This is a genomic window from Amycolatopsis sp. NPDC114503 (genome assembly GCF_055633655.1).
Genome location: NZ_JBVKDT010000004.1, coordinates 919,366 through 937,057, shown reverse-complemented (window position 1 = coordinate 937,057; position 17,692 = coordinate 919,366). Strand labels below are relative to the sequence as shown.

The following is a 17,692-nucleotide window of genomic DNA, read 5'->3' as shown; positions in this document are numbered from 1 at the left end:
TGCGCGCAGGAGAAATCAACGGTGCCCAGCTGGGGGATGAATCCGGCGTACCCGGGCAGCATGCTGGCGTGATGAGAACTCTCCCGCGCATTGGCGTCTACGGCACCGGGCGCACGGCCGCCGAACTGGTCGCCGCGCTGCCGCACACCCCGCTCCGGTTGACGACCGCCGTGGTGCATTCGCCTGACAAGGCTGGCAAGGACATCGGGGAACTCACCGGACAAGCGCCCGTCGGCGTACTGGCGACTGCCGACCTGGAGGCCGCCCTGCGCAGTGGCGAGATCGATGTCCTCCTGTACGGCGGCCTCACGGGCGATCGCCACGAGCAGGTTCTGGCCTCCTGCGCCGCCGCCGGTGTCGACCTGGTGCACGCGTGCTTCGTCGATCCGCGTTCGGCGCTGGCGCCGGATGTCCGCGACCGGATCGAGAAGGCGGCGAGCGAATCGGGTTCGCGGATGGTGGGAACCGGCATGATCCCCGGACTCTGGCTCGACGTGCTGCCCGCACTTCTCACGAGCGGTCTGCCCGCACCGGTCTCCGTCCGCGCCGAACGCGTCTCGAACATCTCGTCATGGGGACGTGACGTCCTCGCGCACGAACTCGGAATCGGCGCCACGGCCGCGGGCACCTCGGCGCGCGTGGATGCCTTGCTGCGCGAATCGGCTCGTCTCATCGCCGACGTCCTCGGCCTCGGTGATCGGGAACCGATTTCCACGGGCGGCCTGGTCGCCGCTGACGCGGACACGACCGTCGCCGGTATCGAGGTGCGCCGAGGCGAGGTCGAGGGTTTCGACCAGAGCGTCGTCGTGTCGGACGGCGAGACTGAGCGGCTGCGGCTCAGCTGGGCCGGTTTCGCAGATCCGGCAGCGCGGGAGGGCATCGGCGACACCGACGTGGTCCTGACCCTGACCGGTGGAGACGCGAGCGAACTGCTGGTGCGGGTCAGTGCTCCGGTCGATCCTTATCCCGGTACTGCCGCGCGGATGCTGCATGCCGTGCGAGGGTTGCGGGCGTTGCCGCCGGGCCTGCATCCGCCCACTGCGCTCCCCGTCGGCTGACAGTGGTGAACGGACGGGGACCGACGAAGATGTCTGAAGCTGTGGGTGCAGCGTGGTCTACCGAGGTCGCGCTGCGCGACGACCAGGTGGACTACCTCGGGCACATGACTGCCCACTGCTACTTGGAGCTGGTGGAGTTCGCGCACTGGCGCTGGCTGTCAGAGGTCATGGCGGACGAACGACCGGCGTTCGTCATCGCGGAGATTCGACTGCGTTTCCTGAAGGAGCTGCTGATCAGCGACGGACCCGTGCTGATCACGATCACGCCCAAGGTGCTTACCGAGCGCAGCGTGACAGTCGTCGAGGAACTGCGGTCGGCCGCGGGCGTCCACGCGACGGCTGAGGCGGTGCTCGTGCGCTGGGACCCCGATGCTCGCAGGTCGCGACCGTTCGGGCCGGACGAGCGGGGTCGGATCCGTGCAGAGGCGGTCCCGCCGCCGTGACAAGCAACGCCGCCCCCTCCCGGCGGAGGGGGCGGCGTTGCCCGGTCGCGAGCCGATGGAGATCAGCCGAGCACCTTGCGCAGGACAGCCGGGTCCAGCGGGGCAAGGGCCGGAGCGCGGCGTTCCCGGAGCGCGGCGATCGCCTCGTCGAAGTCGCCTTGTGCCGAGACGCGCTGGACCAGCTCTTCGCCGCGCACGACGGTCTCGTGAAGGTCGCCGGTGCACTCGTTGTTGAGCTGATGCTTGATCACGCCTAGGGAGAGCGGCGAGAGCCGCCCTGCCATTTTCGCGGCCAGCGCCATCGCCTCGTCGAGCGCGGTGCCTTCCTCTGCGAGGTACTGCACGATCCCGAGACGGCGAGCCTCGGCACCGTCGATCCGGCGATCGGCGAACAGCAGATCGGCGGCGGCCCCGTGGCCGCAGATGCGTTGCAGCAGCCACGGAACCCCGTGTTCGGCGACGAGGCCGACGGAGGCGAACCCGGCCGACATCCGGGTGGTTCCGGAAGCCACCCGCAGATCGCACATCAGGGCGAGCGAGAGGCCGATGCCGTGGCAGCCCCCGTCGACGGCGGCGATGATCGGCTTCGCGATGGTCCGGGGGAAGTCGTCGCCTCGGGGATCGCGGACCGCGTGCGAGGTGAGCGAGTCCAGCTCCGGACCGGCGCAGAAGTCCGCGCTGGCACCGGTGAGGACGATGACCCGGACAGCCGGGTCCGCCTCAAGGCTGACCAGGGTGTCGAAGTAGTCGGTCTCCGCGGTGTGGCTCCACCGTGAGCGATCGTCAGGATTGCCGAACCGGAGAAGGGCGACTTGGTCGTGTCGTTCGATGTGCACGTTCGGCTCCTTGCTCTCAGTCGATCACTGCGGTGCCGTTGACCTCGATGAGCAAGTCACTGCGCATGAGGCCGGTGATCCCGATCATCGTCGCGGGCACTGCCTGCATGCCCTGCCTGCGGACCGCGCGCCCGATCCCGCGATTGACCTGTCCGGCAGTGGTTTCGTCCAGTCCGACTACGTAATAGGTGAGGTGCGCGATGTGCTCGGGGCGTGCTCCGCCGGCCGCGAAGGCGAGCAGAGCGTTCTCGACGGCGCGTTCTGCCTGTGCGGTGTAGTCGCCGGGTTCGCCGATCCGAGTGCCCTCGGCATCGACGCCGACCTGTCCGGCGATGCGGACCACACTGTTGCCGGACGTCCGCGACGCCTGGCGGTAGCCGATGGGCTCGGGCAGGCCGTCTCCGTCGAAATACTCGACCATGAGCTGTCTCTCTTCCTGTTGCGGGCTCAGCGCCCGTGGAACTGCGGCGTGCGGCGCTCCATGAAGGCGGCTCCGGCCTCCGCGGCGTCATCGCTGAACGCGCACTCGATGTGCCGCAGCGACTCGCTGGCGACGCAGTCGGCGAAGGACGCTGTCGACGCTTCGCGCAGGTTCTGTTTCATCCGCCGCAGGGCGAGTGGTGCCGAGCCAGCGAGTCGCTGTGCCAATCGCTTGGTCTCGTCGGCGAACTTGTCGGCTGCCACCACCGCGCTGACGAGGCCGATGTCCAAGGCACGTGCGGCGTCCACCTTTTCGTTGAGCAGCATCAGTTCGCGGGCGCGCGCCTCGCCGAGCAGCCGGGTCAGCGACCACGACGTACCGAAATCGCCCGACAGGCCGGCCGTGAGGAAAGCGGAGCGGAAGACAGCGGCCTCAGAGGCGATCCGGAGGTCGGCAGCGAGCGCGAGTCCGAGCCCTGCCCCGGCGCAGGCGCCGTGAATGGCGGCGATGGTGGCGGCCGGCATTGTCCGCAGCAGCTCCGCCGCGCGTGCGTGGCGCCGGAGCTTGGCCACCTCGCGCGGGGCGGACATCGCGTCGCGTCCGGCCGCCATGGCGTTGAGGTCGCCGCCCGCGCAGAAGGCTTTTCCCGCGCCGGTCACGACGACGACGCGCAGATTTTCGTCGTGGGCACAGTTTTCGAGTGCCTCGACCAGGCCGTCGGCCAGCGCCTCGTTCATCGCGTTGAGCCGCTCGGGCCGGTTGAGGACGACGTACCGCACCGGTCCTCGGTCCTCGACCTCGACCACGTCGGTCATGGTGACTCCTCTCCTGGAGATGGGCGGCGGCTCAGGCGGGGCGTGGTTCGCGGGGCATGCCGAGGATCGACTCGGCGAGCAGATTGCGCTGGATCTGGTTCGTGCCGGCGTAGATGCGGCTCGACCGGGAGGCCAGGAAGGTCGTGATCCATCCGGCGCTGTCGGTCGGCGCGCCCGGGGCGTCCGGGCCGTCGGCCAGCACGGCCCGGCGGCCTCGGAGCACGAGTGCCTCGTCGCCGAGGATGTCCATCGCGAGATCGGTGAGGACGACGTGGTACTCGGACCAGTAGAGCTTGGTCATCGCTGCCTCAGCACCGATCGGCTGGCCGCGCAGAGATCTGGTCAAAGCCTTGTAGCCGAGCAGTTTCATGGCGAGCACGCGCGCGCGGCACCAGGCGATCCGCTGCCGGATGTCGCTGTCGGTGTCGCGGCGGTGTTCGCGGGCCAGCTCGCAGAGCCGGTCGAGTTCCTCCTCGAAGCGCACCGCCAGGACCGCCGCCGCGCCGCCGCGCTCGTGTTCGAGCAGAGCCGTCGCCACCCGCCAGCCGTTGTTGACGCCGCCGATGACGTTGTCGTCGGCGGTCACGGCATCCGTGAAGAAGACCTCGTTGAACTCGGCCTCGCCCCACATCTGCCGGATCGGCCGGATCTCGATGCCCGGTTGCCGCAACGGGCAGGCCAGCAGCGTGAGCCCGCGGTGCTTCGGCGCTTCCGGGTCGGTCCGCACCAGCGCGAAGATCCAGTCGGCGAAATGCGCGGTGCCGGTCCAGATCTTCTGCCCGTTGATGTGCCACCCGCCCTCGCCGCGCACGGCGGTCGTCGACACGCTAGCGAGGTCGGAGCCCGATTGCGGCTCCGAATAGCCCTGGCACCATTTGACCTCGCCGCTGAGGATCCCCGGCAGGAACCGGCGTTTCTGTTCCTCGGTGCCGAACGCGAGCACGGTCGTGCCGAACATCTGCATGCCGAAGACGTCGCTGAGGGAAGTTTGGGGGAGCTTCATCCGGGTCAGCTGTTCAGCGACGGCCACCTGGTGCTCGGGGGTGAGGCCGCGGCCGCCGTACTCGGCGGGCCAGTCGACGCCAAGGTAACCGCCCTCGTAGAGGGCCCGGCGAAGATCCGCCGCGAAAGCGGGGAACTCGTCGTGCGGCAGGGCACCGGACCCGGCCCGGCCGGCCGGAAGGACCCGCCGGAGGAACTCGGCGAATTCTCGCTGGAATTCCTGGACGGGAATCGAAAAGACGGGGTTCATGACTGTCCTGACGTGACGGGGAAGGACTAGACCGGGAGCAGAGCGGAGATCCGGGCGCGGTGCTGGCGCGGAGTGCCGAAGAGGGCTCCGGAGGCCTTGGCCCGGCGCAGCCAGAGGTGGGCTTCGTGCTCCCAGGTGGCGCCGATGCCGCCGTGGATCTGGATGTTGTTCCCTGCGGCCTGTGCTGCGGCATCCGCGGCTGCTTGCTTGGCCATGGAAGCGAGCACCGGCGCTTCCGCCTGGCCGGCCGCGATTGCCCATGCGGCGTAATGGGTGAGCACTCGCGCCGCCTCGACCTCGACAAGAGCGTCGGCGCAGAGGTGTTTGAGGGCTTGGAAGGAGCCGATGGGGCGGCCGAATTGATGCCGGCTCTTGCTCCATTCGACCGACTGGTCGAGAGCCGCCTGGGCGGTGCCGACCAGTTCGGCGGCCAGCGCGGCGCAGGCGCGGGTGTCGACGGATTCCCTTACGGCGACAGCCTGTCCGGGTCCGACGATGAGCGTCGCGGGCGTGTCCGTGAGCCGCAGGGTGCCGATCGGCCGGGCGAGGTCGAGGCTCTCCTCGGCGATCGCCTCGACTCCGTCCGCACCGGCTGGGACCAGGAACCAAGCCGGTCCTTCGGCTGTCTGCGCCCACACGACGAAGGCGTCGGCGACGGGGAGGTCGGTGACCCGTGCCTTCGTCCCGGTGAGGTGGTGACCGCGGGGAGTCGCGACGGCCCGGGTCGCCGTGCCGGGCGCCGACCAGGTTCCCGCCTCGTCGGCGATGGCTGCGGTCAGAACCAGATCTCCGTCGGCCACCTGCTGGAGGACGGTGTCCGCGACCTCGGAAGCGGAGGCATCGAGGACCCAGGTCGCCAGAACCGTCGAGAAGAAGGGGCCGGAGAACAGTTCGCGCCCCAGTTCCTCGAAGACGATCATCGACTCGAGGAAGCTGGCACCGCTGCCGCCGCGTTCCTCGGGCACCGTCAGAGTCTGGAGCCCGAGGTCACGGGCCATGCTCCGCCAGACCTCCCGGTCGAAGGCGTAGCCGGTGTGGAGGAGTTCTCGCCGGGCGTCCTCGCCGACTCGTTTGCGCAGGAAGGACCGGACGGCGTCACGCAGGTCTTCCTGCTCCTGCGCGAAGGTGAAATCCATGGAGGACGCCTTCCTGTGATAGCGGGTGAGATCGTTGACCCGAGACCTATCGCCGATTGGCGGACAGTGGTCGACAGCGGCGTCGTATCCCGCCCGACTGGGTGGGTATGCCGGAAGCCGCGCAGCTCTGGCTGCGCCGGAATTCCCCCATGCGGGTGTCGGGCGAGCCACGCACCGAAGCACTTTCGGGGTCTGCGCGCACGATCGGCGAATGAGCATCCAGGACAGCCTTCTTCTCGCACTCCGGACGGCCGCCGCCGAGGATCCCGACCGAGAGTGCATCCGCATCGTCGGTGAGAGCTTCACCCGCCGCGAGACTCTCGATCTGGTCGAGCGCACCGGACGGGGCCTGCGTGCGTTGGGGATCGAGCCCGGCGACCGAGTGGGCATCATGTGCGACAACCGGCCGGAGACCCTCTGGGCATGGCTCGGCACGAACGCCGCCCGCGGGATCGACGTGCCGTTCAACGTCGAGGCGCGCGGCCGGCTCCTGGAGTATTTCGTGCACGACGCGGCGCCGCGGGTCCTCGTGGGAACCGAGGATTACCTTCAGATCCTCGCGGAAACGATCACCGATCGGCCCGAGTTCGTCGTCTGCGTCGGGGAACATTCGACGAAGCCGTTCGGGGACGCCGTACGGCAACTCGGCTTCGACGAACTGCTCGCGCTGGGCTCGGCTTCGGAGGAGGAGTTGGCGGCTCCGCTGCCAGGCGACATCGCGACGATCATGTACACCTCCGGCACGACCGGCCCTTCGAAGGGAGTCATGCTGCCGCAGCGCTACTACCCCGCGAAGGCGGCTCATGCGGCTCAGCTGATGGAGGTTCGCTCGGACGACGTGGTGCTGTGTGTGCAGCCGCTCTTCCACATCGATGCGCGCGCCTTCCTGACGACTGCCTGGTCCGTGGGCGGCAAGGGCGTGTTGGGACGAAGGTTCAGCGTCAGCCGCTTCTGGGACGAGGTACGCGAGAGCGGCGCGACGATCTTCGCCACGATCGGCACGATGCTGTGGATGCTCCACAAACAGGAGCCGCGTCCCGACGACACCGACCAACCCGCCCGGACTGCGATCTGCTCGTCCACTCCCGGCGAGATCCTGCGCGACTTCGAGGCTCGCTTCGGGGTCCAGATCATCGAGGCGTACGGCATGACCGAGTGCGTTCTGCTGACGTCGGCACCTCCCGGCCAGACGATTCCGGGCCGCATCGGCCGGGCCATCCCCGAGGTGGAGATCCAGCTGGTCGACGACAACGACGAGCCTGTGGACGAAGGCCAGGCCGGCGAGCTGGTCTACCGGCCGCGCGAGCCCTTCGCGATGATGCAGGGCTACTGGGCGAAACCGGTGGAGACAGCCGAGGTTTGGCGCAATCTGTGGTTCCACACCGGTGACCTCGTCCGTCAACACCCGGACGGGATGTTGGAGTACATCGGCCGCAAGAAGGACTCGATCCGCCACCGCGGCGAGAACGTCTCGGCATGGGAGGTCGAGCAGGCTGTCGCCGCTCACCCGCAGGTGCTCGAGGTGGCGGCGATCGGGGTGCCTTCTGAGGTGGGCGAGGAGGACGTCGCGGTGCTTGTCGTCCCGGCTGCCGGAGCCGCCCTCGACCCGGCCGAACTGGTCGAGTTCGTCACCCGGGATCTTCCGCGGTTCGCCGTTCCGCGCTACGTCGAGGTCGTCGACAGCCTGCCGAAAACCCCGTCGGAGCGGGTCGAGAAGGGCAAGGTCCGCGAGCGCGGGATCAGTGCCGCGGCGTGGGACGCGAACCTGGCGCTCGGTCGGCGTTGAAGGCTGGGCGGAAGGGCCGCCACGGGATTCCCGTGGCGGCTCTCTAGCTGGAACTTCACGGACCTTGCCCCGGGCCGCGGCGGTGATTGCTTCCTTGCCGGTCGATCTCGGCCAGCGCGCCCGCGCGGACGCAATGCGGGTGTTCAAACACGTAGTTCCCCCCGCGTGTCCCCGCTCACAGTCGCGCAGGCTGGCTATCGCCGCGCGAACGTCGGGTGAGGATTCGCTGAACGCAAGGGAACGTGCCATGACAGTGCTTGCCGAACGCCCGCTTGAGATGACCGATACGACCGATTTCTGCCAGTTGCAGCGCATCCTGGTCGTCGACGAGAACGAACTGATGCAGGCGGGTCTCTGTGCCGTCCTCGAAGCTGCTCCCTGGGTGTCAGCCTGCTACATGGCGAGCACGGCGAAGGACGCGGTCCAGGTGATCCGTCGCCACCAGCCGCAGGTCGTGGTCGTCAGCGCCTCTCTTCGCGGACGTTCGAGCGCCGAACTCTGTTGTTGGATCCAGGACTGGATGCCCCACGTCAAGATGGTTCTCATGGCTGGACTCGGCCGGGTGCCGACGGCGTTGGCGACCTCGCTGGGTGCGGCGGGCGCTCTTTCGAAGCACCTTCCCCGAGGTGCGATCGTGTCCGCCGTCAAGCGGGTCGCGGAGGGCGTCCGGGTATTCCCGAAGACCGACGCGACTCCCGAGAACCGACTGTCCCGCCGCGAACTCGACGTGCTTCAGCACCTCGCCGCCGGGCTGAGCAATCCCGAGACGGCGGCCAGCCTCAACCTCTCGCGCCACACCGTCAAACAGCACACGAGCGCGGTGTACCGCAAGCTCGGCGTACGGAACCGTGCCGAGGCCGCGAGCCGCGCCCAGGAGCTCGGCCTTCTCGTCAAGGTCGAACTGTCCGGGAGTGAGCGCCTTGCCAGCTGACGTGGAACTCGGCCGCCTCAACCACATCGGCATCGTGGTTCCCGGCACCGAACATGACACGGTGGTCGATTCGCTGGCGAGGTTGTTCGCGGGGGAGATCAACCAGAGCGGCGACGACGCGGAACTCAACGGGCGCTGGTCGTGGGTCCGGGCCTCCTCGGGCTTGATGCTGGAGGTGTGCTCGCCGTTCGAGAATGCCGCCAGTGCGTTGACTCGCTTCCTGGAACGAACCGGCGGCGGACTGCACCACGTCTCCTTCGACTCCGACGACATCAACGCGTGTCGGGCGGCGGCCCGCGAGCGAGGCGCGACGCTGGTGGGGGAGAGCGACGACCACGCAGGCTGGGCCGAGTTCTTCGTCCGGCCGCAGGAGACCGGAAACGCGCGGTTCCACTGGATGCAGCCCGTCGCGGAGAGCGCGTTCGAGGCGCTTGAGCTTCGCCGACCCCGGCGCTGAGGCGTGGGATCTGCGACTGCCCGCCTTTCCAGGGGAAGCGGGCAGTCGTCAGCGGTCTCACTCCATCTCGAACCCGTGATAGTGCCCCGCCTCGACGCCGTCGGTCACCTGCTTGTACAGCCCGACGCCCGCCACGAAGGGCATGAAGATGCGTTCCTTTCCCGGCACGTTCGCGCCCATGTACCACGACGCCGCCATCGGGAAGATCGTCATGTTCGCGAGGTCGTTGGTCGTGGTGACCCAGTCGTCCTCGTTCTCCGGTTCCGCTTCGATGCGTTCGTACCCCGCGGCTCGCGCGTATTCCAGTGCCCGGGCGATGAACCCGACATGGTGTTCGATCGATGTGACCATGTTCGAGAGGACCGACGGGCTCTGCGGTCCGGTGACCGTGAAGAGGTTCGGGAACCCGGCCGACATGAGTCCCAGGTAGGTGCGGGGGCCATGGGCCCACTTCTCCTTCAGCGTCGCCTCGCCGTTCCGGATGTCGATGGCGTTGAGCGCGCCGGTCATGGCGTCGAATCCGGTGGCCAGGATGATCACGTCGAACTCGTGCTCGCGTTCGCCGGCGAGGATTCCGCGCGGCGTCACGCGGACGAGCGGCTCCTCGCGCAAGTCGACCAGTTCGACGTTCGGCTGGTTGTAGACCTGGTAGTACCCGGTGTCGACGCACATCCGCTTGGTGAAGATCGGGTAGGTGGCCGGGCAGAGCTTCTCGGCGACGACGGGGTCGGCGACGATGCTCCGGATCCGGTCGCGGAAGTACTCCGCGACGACCTCGTTGGCACGGAGATCGAGGACCAGGTCCGTGAAGGCCCAGCCGAAACAGAGGCCGCCGTCGGCCCAGCGGCGTTCCAGCTCCTTCTCGACGTCGATCTGGTCCGACTCGAGCAGCGCCTTCGTGCCGGGACGGCACTCGTAGCCGTCGGGCGCGTTCCGCGCGTTTTCCCGGATCTCGGAGTAACGGCTCTTCGCGACGGCCAGGTCTTCGGTGATCGGCCGGTTGTGCGCAGGCGCCGAAAAGCATGGCGTGCGCTGGAAAACGGTCAGGTTCTCCACGGTCCGAGCGATCGTGGTGATGGTCTGCAGCCCGGACGAGCCGGTGCCGATGACGGCGACCCGCTTGCCGCTGAGGTCAACACCGCCCTCGGGCCAGCGTGACGTGGAGCAGATCTTGCCCTCGAAATCGTCGAGCCCGGGGAAGGCGGGTTGTGTCGGCACCGAAAGGTTTCCCGTCGCGGCGATCACGAACCGCGCGCTCAGCATCGTTCCGTCCGTCGTGGTCGCGGTCCAGCGCCGCGCTGCTTCGCTCCACTCCAACGCCTGCACGCGAGTAGCGAAGGTAATGTCCTTGCGCAGGTCGAACCGGTCGGCGACGTGCCGCAAATAGCGATGGATCTCCGGCTGTGCCGCGAATCGCTCGGTCCACTCCCACTCCTGCTGAAGGTCGTCGTCGAAGGAATAGGAGTACTCGATCGAGTCGATGTCGCAACGGGCGCCGGGATAGCGATTCCAGTACCAGGTCCCGCCCACGTCCTCGCCTGCCTCGACGACGTGCGCGTCGAACCCGGCTTCGCGCAGCCGGTACAGCTGGTAGAGACCGGCGAAGCCGGAGCCGATGATCAATACCTCGTGTTCGTGCACTGCCATGACCTCAGGCCTCCCTTTCGAAGCTGTCGGCGAAGGTGCTGATATAGCGCGACACCAGTTCGATCCCGTCGTGATAACCCGGGAAAATGTTGGCCATCTGGAAAAAGCCGTGCATTTCCCCGGCAGCCTCTTCGGAGGTGACTTCCACACCCGCCGCGCGCAGGGCCGCGGCGTACGCAACGCCTTCGTCGTGCAGCGGGTCGTACTCGGCCGTGTAGACCAGAGCGGGCGGCAGACCGGCGAGGTTCGCGGCGCGCAGCGGCGAGGCATCCGGATTGCTGCGGCTCGCCTCGTCGGGGAGGTAGTGATTCCAGAACCACCGCATCGCCTCGCGCCCGACGAGGAGTTGGTTCGCCAGGTCGAGGTAGGAAGGGCGATCCAGGTCGCAGTCGGTGACCGGGTAGACGAGGACCTGGCCGTCGATCTTCGGCCCGCCGTTGTCTCGCGCCCACCGGGTCATCACCGCGGCGATGTTGCCGCCGGCGCTGTCGCCGGCGACGATCAGCGGGCCTTGCTTGTGCAGGCTCTCCGAAACCCAGGTCAGCGCCGCGTAGCTGTCTTCGAGAGCGGTCGGGAAGGGATGTTCGGGGGCCTTCCGGTAATTGACGAGGACGACCGTGCAATGCGTGCGGTCCACCAGGTCGCGACCGACGAAGTCGTACTGCAGGTCGATGTCGCCCAGCACCCAGCCGCCGCCGTGGAAGTAGACGACCACTCCCCGGGAAGGTCCGGCGGGAGCCAGGACCCGCACGCGGAACCGGCCGTTCTTGCCGTCCAGCTTCAGGTTGCGCACCGATCCGACCTCGGGTCCGCGGCCGGTCAGGCCCGCGGCGACCATGTCTCCCATCCGGGCGATGGCGGGGGTGCTCTCGTGCAGCGGCGGGTCGCCCGCGGCCGCGAGCGCTTCCACGAACTGGGCCGATTCCGGCTCAAGGGGCATCGTGTTCCTCCTGGCGTCTGTCTCGCCGCAGTTTCGTTCGGCTTGAAGACCAAGCGGCCGATAGCGGGGAAATGGGGACCTATTCGGGGGATGTAGCCCAAGTGGGCGCCCTCGTCGCGGCGAATCACTCGCGACGGACGGACGAGGACGACCCTCGAGCGCTATGAGAGCCAACGGAACGGTTGCAGTGGTCACGGGCGGCGGCAGAGGCATCGGGCTCGCGATCGGCGGCCGGCTTGCGAAGCAAGGCCATCGAGTCCTGCTCACCGATATCGACGAGTCGCTGGTTCGCGAAGCAGCCCTTCGCGTCGGCGCGGAGTGCGCGTGGGCGATTCAAGACGTTCGAGACGCCGCGAGCCACGAGCAGGTGGCAGAACGCGCGAACGAGATGGGACAGCTGGGTATCTGGGTGAACAACGCTGGCATCCTGATCTCCGGCGACGGCTGGACCAACAGCCCGGATGACATCGCGGCGAGCTTCGACGTCAACGTCCGCGGCGTGATCGCGGGCTCGAACGCAGCCGTGAAAGCGATGCCCCATGGGGGACGCATCCTCAACATCGCCTCGAACGCGGCACTCGGGCCAGTGCCAGGGCTCGCTGTCTACGCCGCGACAAAGGCCGCGGTGCTTTCGTATTCGACCTCGCTGCAGGGCGACCTCGATCACGCCGGCCTGCCGATTCGGGTCCAGGCGCTGTGCCCCGACGTGGTGGCCACCGAAATGGTCACGTCCCGGTCGAACGACGCGGGAGCGGCCATCCTGTTCGCGGGCGGCCGTCAGCTCGATGCCGATGACGTCGCGACCACGGCGGTGAAACTTCTTGACAGCACCAGATTGGTCCGTTCGGTCCCGCGGACGAGCGGTCTGTTCACCCGGTTCACGGGTCTGGCTCCGTCCGTCGGACTCCGGTTCAGCGTGCTCGCTCGGAGGTCAGGGGAGGAGCGTCAGCGAAAGGTGGGGTGGGAGTGATGGCCATGGCGCGATTCGATGGCAAGGTTGTCCTCATCACCGGTGCCGCATCAGGAATCGGGCTGGCTGCCGCGTGGCGGTTCGCAACCGAAGGTGCCCGGGTGGCGCTGGTCGACGTGAACGAGGAAGCCGGCGCGTGGGCGGAGTCGGCGTTGCGCGCCGCCGGCCACGACGCTGTCTTCCACTCCGCCTCGGTCACCGACGAGCCCGCGGTTGCCGGTGCCGTCGCATCCGTTCAGAAGGAGTACGGCCGCCTCGACGTCCTGTTCAACAACGCTGGGATTGTGCTGGAGAGCTTCGTGGTCTCCACGCCGTTCCCGGAATGGCGCCAGGTCCTCGACGTCAATCTCCACGGTGCCTTCCTCATGGCCAAGGCGGCTATCCCCCTGATGATCGAGGCGGGTGGCGGCGCAGTGGTCAACACGGCGTCGATCTATGGCCGAGTGGCCTCGCCCGGTGCGGCGTCGTACGTCGCGAGCAAGCACGCGATCGAAGGACTGACCAAATCCTTGGCCTTGGAGCACGCCGCGGACCGGATCCGGGTCAATGCCGTGTGCCCCGGCTACGTCAAGACGCCGATGGTCGAACTCGACATCAAAGAGGACCCCACGCTGCTGGAGCGGCATCCGCTGGGCCGGCTGGCCGAACCGGAGGAAGTAGCGGCCGTCGTGGCGTTCCTTGCCAGTGACGAGGCCAGCTTCGTGACCGGCGCGTCGTACCTCGTCGACGGCGGGTACACCGCGCAGTAGCGGCATCGAAGTCGCCCGCGACGAGAAACCGCCCCTCCGGAAAACTCTGAAGGGGCGGTTCTTCGTGGCAGGGCGCTCAGTCGACGACCGCCGTGAGGTCGATCTCGATGAGCGCGTCCGGGTTCGCGAGACCGGTGATGCCGACCAGCGTCATGGCCGTGGACTTGCCGCCGGCCTCGCCGACGCCCTTGCCGAGGCCCTCGTAGACCTTCTCGAGGTTCTCTTGGGTCGCATCGACTACGTAGACCATCATGCGAGTGACGTCCGTGGCGGTCGCGCCGGTCGCGGTGAGTGCCTTGAACGCGTTCAGGGTCGCGAGGTACGACTGTGTGCGGTGGTCGCCTTGACCGACGATCTGCCCGTCGAGGTCGGCTGAGATCTGCCCGGTCGTAGTGATGATCTTGCTTCCGGAGGCGACCATCGCGTGCGCGAAGCCGTGCGGCTTGGCGAGCGTGTCGGTGTTGACCTTCTTTACGGCCATGGTATTCCTCTGCTTTCGGGTTGCCAGGGTTTCAGATGGTTTCGGTGACGACCTCGACCGGCTCGACGCCAGCGGGCCGGTCTTCGACGAAGTCGGCGAGGACGTCGAAGTAGATGTGCGGGTCGACAGCTCCCTCCGGGCCGTGGACGCCCAGTTCGGTCACCTGGCCGCGGCAGAGCATCACGGTGGCGACAGCCAGCGGATAACCGGTGAACTCGCCCATGTTCGCGTTCGGCAGGACGATCGGGGTCGCGCCCATGCGGGTGGCGACGCCGTTCTTGACCCCTTCGGCGACCGCGAACAGTCCGGCGAACGGAGGACGCTCGCCTGCGGCCGGACCGTTGATGTCCGGGGTTTCCGTGAGCGCCACACCTGCGGCCGGGACATCGAGTTCGCCGGCCCTTACCCGGCCCTGGATCGCCTTGAGCGCCTCCATCAAGCCGCGCCGCGCGACCATGACGTTGTAGGACTCCTGGATCTCCGGGCGGACCTTCGGGAGCGTCATCGGCTCCGGATGACCGCAGACCCAGACCGAGTGCTCGCCGACGCCCGGGTAGGCGAGCTTGATCTCGTCGAGCGCGTACGTGTCCACCAGGGTGCCGCCGCGACGAACCTTGATCGGCTCCGTGCAGTTGTGGATCCAGTGGTCGCGCGCTGCGTTGGGCTTGCCTTCCCGCTCCGGCGGGTCCGGCTTGATGCCGCCGATCGACCATGCCGTGCAGACCTTGTCGACCTGATCGAGTTCGGTCATGCAGAGCATCGCGAGAAGGTTGCTGGTGCCCGGACTGGAACCCATGCCGATGATCGCGGTGATGCCCGCGGCCCGTGCGGCGTCGTCCAGTTCGAGCATGTCGACGGTCGGCTCCCAGTCATCGCAGATGTCCAGGTAATGGGTCTGCGCCGCGATCGCCGCGCTGAGCACCTCGCGGCCGAATCGGTAGAACGGGCCCGCACAGTTCAGCACGACGTCGACGTCGGCCAGGGCCTTGCCCAACGCCTCGCTGTCGGAGATGTCGAGCGCGAGCGCTTCGGCCTTGGGACCGAGTTCCGCGGCGGCGGTCTTCGCGCGGTCGAAGTCGCGGTCGGAGACCAGGACCAGGCCGACCTCGGCCGAATCAGCGAGCGCCCGGCAGGCGTACTTCGCCATTTCGCCGGCGCCGCCGGTCACCAGAATTCTTGTGCCTGCGCCGAGGCCGGGGTTGTTCGTCATGCAGGGATTTTCGAAGTTCCGGCGACAGTGCCGGGCCATGGACGGAGTCACTGTGCCCGGGTGGGGGAGTGCCGCCGGCTCGGCGTTCGCTTTTCCGTCAACGACTCTGGCAGGGATATCGATAAACCTGTGCGAGCGCACGACTTCGACCTGCGCCGCGTCGCCCGCGCATTGGCCGGTTAGCCATCAATGCCCCACTTTTTCGCGGCGGCGAGCAGCGACGCGGTGTGGAAAACGATCATCTCGCGGTAGCCGCCGCTCATTTCCCACGTGCCGGACCAACCCTTGGGCGCGACGAACCAGTCGCCGGGGCCGTAAGTGTCCACCCGGCCGTCCGCCGACGTCAGGACGGCCGTGCCGTTGAGGATGTGGACGTGCTCGTCGTAGGGCAGGTCGGTGAAGGCGACCGTGCCGTCGTCGGCCTCGTAGACGCAGGTGGTGATGTCCTCGCCGGAGTACCACACAGCGTTGCGATTGGTCGCTATCGGCCGCGGCATCATCTCGGTCGGCCACAGCGGCATCGGCCGGAGGTTCTTGCCCTCGAGGTGATCGCGCTTGGCCGGGACGGGGTGGGCCGCGGTCACGAGTAGAGCTCCTTGCGGGTGGTGATGTAGTCGTGCAGGGTTTCTCGCGGGTGGCCCAGCATCCGCGTGAGGGTGTCGACGTGCCGGACCGCGGCGTACGAGCCGGTCTCGTGGTTCAGGTAGGTCATCAGCTGGTCGAAGGCCGGTCCCATCGCTTCGCGCAGCGGCTGGTCGTCGTCCTCATAGGCCACTTGTTCGCCGAGCACCTCGGTAAAAAGCCGCGCCAAATCGGCGTAGGAGTGCCGGTCCGGCGAGGTCAGCACGTACTCCTGTCCGGCGTGCTCCGCGGGGTCGCCGGACAGGATCCGGGCGAAGACCTCGGCGACGTCCCCCTCCGAGACCCACATCCGGGGGCAGTCGGTGGTCGCGGGCATGGCGATCCGGCGATGCGCCTTGACGTCCGCGGCCACGAAGGACTGCAGGTTGAACATCAGCCAGGCCGGGACGTTGACGTAGCAGACCGGCAGACTGCTCGCGTCGAGGAGCGGCTTGGCGACGACGTGCAGCCCGGCGCCGCAGCGGGCGCCGACGTACGCCGGGTCGGCCTGTTCGAGGGTGAAGCCGGGCGGCATCCCGAGCAGCCGGACGAGGAGTTCGACGGCACCGGTTTTCTGGGCGGCGCGGATGATGTTCGGGGTGACGACCGACTCGTCGGTGACGAGGTCCGGGGTCACCACGAGGACCTTGCTGACGCCCCGCATCGCCTCGATCAGGCTGGCCTCGTCGTTCCAATCGCAGAGCACGGCCTCGGCACCGGGGAACTGCCGGCTGAGGCGGCGGAGCCCGGCCTCGCGGCTCGTCGCGGTCCGGACCGTCTGCGGAGCGCTGCGGTACAGGCGGGCGGCGGCGAGGCCGCCCAGATTTCCGGTAGCCCCGAGGATGAGTGTCTTTCCCATCAGGCCAGTAGAGCGTTGGTTCGGCCCTGGACCGTGCGATAGCGCGCACAACAACCCCCGGCCGGGCGGGGTGCCGGTCTCGTCTCGGCGACGGTCGGGATCGCGGGATCAGCCGACTCGGTCGGCAGCAGGTCCGGGACAGGGGTCGCCGGTTGCGAGGCCATCTTGTTCGCAACCGCCGAATCCCGCTGGCAGACAAGGATTCTGGCCGGTCGTACCCACGTGATCGGGGACTGCCCGGGGTGATTCGCGACTCGCCGCGCAGGCTGCTGAACGCCCAGGGCCCGCCCGGGCACACCCGTATGCGGGGTGCGGTGATGCCGATGTGCACCCGCTAGGTGCTTCGGATTCGCGCTCGTTGCAGATGCCGCCGCGCGGGCCGCAGGTGTGGCCCGCTGCTAGTTCGGCAGATCGTGTGATCTGAAACGCGTGGTGGCACCTACCATCCGGTTGGTAGGTTCTCGGAGTGTCGAGTTCTCGGGTGCGTGTTCTGGACTGCGGGCTGGCGTTGCTGCGCGCGGGCAAGCAGGTGTCGCTGGATGCGGTGGCGCGGGAGTCAGGGATGACGAAGGCGGGGGTGATGCACTACTTCCGCTCCAAGGAGGCGCTGATGCTGGCGCTGGTCGACCTGGTGGGCGAGCACTGGGAGCGGGAACTGACCGCCCGCCTGCCGATGCCGGCGGCCGAGGCGTCGGCACGGGAGCGGATCCGTGCCTACCTGGACTGGGCGTTGTCGGGTTCGTTCGACGAGGCTGATCTGGTCATGATCGCCGACCCCCGGCTGCGGAAGCAGTTGATCGAGCACTGGCGGCAGCGAATGGCGCCATGGACCGATCTGCTCGCCGGCTTGTCCGCCGACGAGCGCACCCGGCTGACCGCCGTGCGACTGTTGGCCGATGGTGCGTGGCTGGCCGATGCCGCCCTGGTCGACCCTCTGTCCACACAGGAGCGGAATCGGGTGCGGGCGCTGGCCGATCGGCTGTTGGAGGAATAAGACGACGTTCCGGTTACCGCGGCCACGCAACACCGTCGGGTCGACCTTCGGAGATCGACAAACTGTAAGGAGTGAAGGGTGAGTAT

Annotated in this window: 19 protein-coding genes; 8 read left to right on the top strand and 11 right to left on the bottom strand. The window is 68.0% G+C overall.

What is annotated here, in order from left to right:
• The first annotated feature begins 71 nt into the window (after window positions 1–71).
• Together ACZ7OI_RS21420 and ACZ7OI_RS21415 are read left to right on the top strand one after the other, a co-directional pair.
• A complete protein-coding gene (locus ACZ7OI_RS21420; RefSeq protein ID WP_470233612.1) occupies window positions 72–1,058 on the top strand; it encodes a hypothetical protein in 987 nt (328 codons plus the stop codon).
• Window positions 1,059–1,087: 29 nt separating this feature from the next.
• Window positions 1,088–1,501: an acyl-CoA thioesterase gene (locus ACZ7OI_RS21415; RefSeq protein ID WP_470265931.1), complete on the top strand. Its 414-nt coding sequence runs from the start codon at window positions 1,088–1,090 to the stop codon at window positions 1,499–1,501.
• A 62-nt stretch (window positions 1,502–1,563) separates the two neighbouring features.
• Here ACZ7OI_RS21415 and ACZ7OI_RS21410 read toward each other — a convergent pair whose 3' ends face one another.
• Genes ACZ7OI_RS21410 through ACZ7OI_RS21390 form a run of 5 tightly spaced genes read right to left on the bottom strand, consistent with a single transcriptional unit; the run spans window position 1,564 to window position 5,961 of the window.
• The gene (locus tag ACZ7OI_RS21410; RefSeq protein WP_470265930.1) at window positions 1,564–2,337 is read right to left on the bottom strand and encodes an enoyl-CoA hydratase-related protein; all 774 of its coding nucleotides are present in this window, start codon (window positions 2,335–2,337) and stop codon (window positions 1,564–1,566) included.
• Between the two features lie 16 nt (window positions 2,338–2,353).
• Window positions 2,354–2,758: a RidA family protein gene (locus tag ACZ7OI_RS21405; RefSeq protein ID WP_470265929.1), complete on the bottom strand. Its 405-nt coding sequence runs from the start codon at window positions 2,756–2,758 to the stop codon at window positions 2,354–2,356.
• A 26-nt stretch (window positions 2,759–2,784) separates the two neighbouring features.
• Window positions 2,785–3,573 (bottom strand): enoyl-CoA hydratase-related protein, encoded by a 789-nt coding sequence (locus tag ACZ7OI_RS21400; RefSeq protein ID WP_470265928.1) that lies wholly within the window; start codon window positions 3,571–3,573, stop codon window positions 2,785–2,787.
• Window positions 3,574–3,604: 31 nt separating this feature from the next.
• Window positions 3,605–4,825 carry an acyl-CoA dehydrogenase family protein gene (locus ACZ7OI_RS21395; RefSeq protein ID WP_470233617.1) on the bottom strand — a complete coding sequence of 407 codons (1,221 nt, stop codon included), beginning with the start codon at window positions 4,823–4,825 and terminating at the stop codon, window positions 3,605–3,607.
• A 26-nt stretch (window positions 4,826–4,851) separates the two neighbouring features.
• The gene (locus tag ACZ7OI_RS21390) at window positions 4,852–5,961 is read right to left on the bottom strand and encodes an acyl-CoA dehydrogenase family protein (protein ID WP_470233618.1); all 1,110 of its coding nucleotides are present in this window, start codon (window positions 5,959–5,961) and stop codon (window positions 4,852–4,854) included.
• A gap of 211 nt (window positions 5,962–6,172) precedes the next feature.
• Here ACZ7OI_RS21390 and ACZ7OI_RS21385 point away from each other — a divergent pair, with 211 nt between their 5' ends.
• The 3 genes from ACZ7OI_RS21385 (at window position 6,173) to ACZ7OI_RS21375 (ending at window position 9,135) form a co-directional block, all read left to right on the top strand.
• Window positions 6,173–7,747, top strand: a complete 1,575-nt coding sequence (locus tag ACZ7OI_RS21385; RefSeq protein WP_470265927.1) for an AMP-binding protein — start codon at window positions 6,173–6,175, stop codon at window positions 7,745–7,747.
• A 253-nt stretch (window positions 7,748–8,000) separates the two neighbouring features.
• Window positions 8,001–8,678: a LuxR C-terminal-related transcriptional regulator gene (locus ACZ7OI_RS21380; RefSeq protein WP_470265926.1), complete on the top strand. Its 678-nt coding sequence runs from the start codon at window positions 8,001–8,003 to the stop codon at window positions 8,676–8,678.
• Window positions 8,659–9,135 carry a VOC family protein gene (locus tag ACZ7OI_RS21375; protein ID WP_470265925.1) on the top strand — a complete coding sequence of 159 codons (477 nt, stop codon included), beginning with the start codon at window positions 8,659–8,661 and terminating at the stop codon, window positions 9,133–9,135. Before ACZ7OI_RS21380 ends, ACZ7OI_RS21375 begins: the two co-directional genes overlap by 20 nt.
• A 57-nt stretch (window positions 9,136–9,192) precedes the next feature.
• Here ACZ7OI_RS21375 and ACZ7OI_RS21370 read toward each other — a convergent pair whose 3' ends face one another.
• Together ACZ7OI_RS21370 and ACZ7OI_RS21365 are read right to left on the bottom strand one after the other, a co-directional pair.
• Entirely contained in the window at window positions 9,193–10,782 is a 1,590-nt protein-coding gene (locus ACZ7OI_RS21370) for a flavin-containing monooxygenase (protein WP_470265924.1), read from the bottom strand.
• Window positions 10,783–10,786: 4 nt separating this feature from the next.
• On the bottom strand, window positions 10,787–11,722 hold the full coding sequence (locus ACZ7OI_RS21365) for an alpha/beta hydrolase (protein WP_470265923.1): 936 nt from the start codon (window positions 11,720–11,722) through the stop codon (window positions 10,787–10,789).
• Window positions 11,723–11,885: 163 nt separating this feature from the next.
• Here ACZ7OI_RS21365 and ACZ7OI_RS21360 point away from each other — a divergent pair, with 163 nt between their 5' ends.
• Together ACZ7OI_RS21360 and ACZ7OI_RS21355 are read left to right on the top strand one after the other, a co-directional pair.
• The gene (locus ACZ7OI_RS21360) at window positions 11,886–12,692 is read left to right on the top strand and encodes an SDR family NAD(P)-dependent oxidoreductase (RefSeq protein ID WP_470265922.1); all 807 of its coding nucleotides are present in this window, start codon (window positions 11,886–11,888) and stop codon (window positions 12,690–12,692) included.
• Window positions 12,693–12,697: 5 nt separating this feature from the next.
• The gene (locus tag ACZ7OI_RS21355) at window positions 12,698–13,441 is read left to right on the top strand and encodes an SDR family NAD(P)-dependent oxidoreductase (protein ID WP_470265921.1); all 744 of its coding nucleotides are present in this window, start codon (window positions 12,698–12,700) and stop codon (window positions 13,439–13,441) included.
• 76 nt (window positions 13,442–13,517) lie between these two features.
• Here the strand turns inward: ACZ7OI_RS21355 and ACZ7OI_RS21350 are convergent, their stop codons facing one another.
• The 4 genes from ACZ7OI_RS21350 to ACZ7OI_RS21335 all read right to left on the bottom strand — a co-directional run bounded on the left by ACZ7OI_RS21350 (window position 13,518) and on the right by ACZ7OI_RS21335 (window position 16,612).
• Complete coding sequence (locus tag ACZ7OI_RS21350; RefSeq protein ID WP_470233625.1) at window positions 13,518–13,922, bottom strand: RidA family protein; 405 nt, start codon at window positions 13,920–13,922, stop codon at window positions 13,518–13,520.
• Window positions 13,923–13,953: 31 nt separating this feature from the next.
• Window positions 13,954–15,132 carry a saccharopine dehydrogenase family protein gene (locus ACZ7OI_RS21345; RefSeq protein WP_470265920.1) on the bottom strand — a complete coding sequence of 393 codons (1,179 nt, stop codon included), beginning with the start codon at window positions 15,130–15,132 and terminating at the stop codon, window positions 13,954–13,956.
• A 179-nt stretch (window positions 15,133–15,311) separates the two neighbouring features.
• A complete protein-coding gene (locus ACZ7OI_RS21340) occupies window positions 15,312–15,716 on the bottom strand; it encodes a cupin domain-containing protein (RefSeq protein ID WP_470265919.1) in 405 nt (134 codons plus the stop codon).
• Window positions 15,713–16,612, bottom strand: coding sequence for an NmrA family NAD(P)-binding protein (locus ACZ7OI_RS21335; RefSeq protein WP_470265918.1), 900 nt, complete (start codon window positions 16,610–16,612; stop codon window positions 15,713–15,715). Before ACZ7OI_RS21335 ends, ACZ7OI_RS21340 begins: the two co-directional genes overlap by 4 nt.
• A 481-nt stretch (window positions 16,613–17,093) precedes the next feature.
• Between ACZ7OI_RS21335 and ACZ7OI_RS21330 the strand changes: the two genes are divergently transcribed.
• A complete protein-coding gene (locus tag ACZ7OI_RS21330) occupies window positions 17,094–17,606 on the top strand; it encodes a TetR/AcrR family transcriptional regulator (RefSeq protein ID WP_470265917.1) in 513 nt (170 codons plus the stop codon).
• Window positions 17,607–17,692 lie beyond the last annotated feature (86 nt).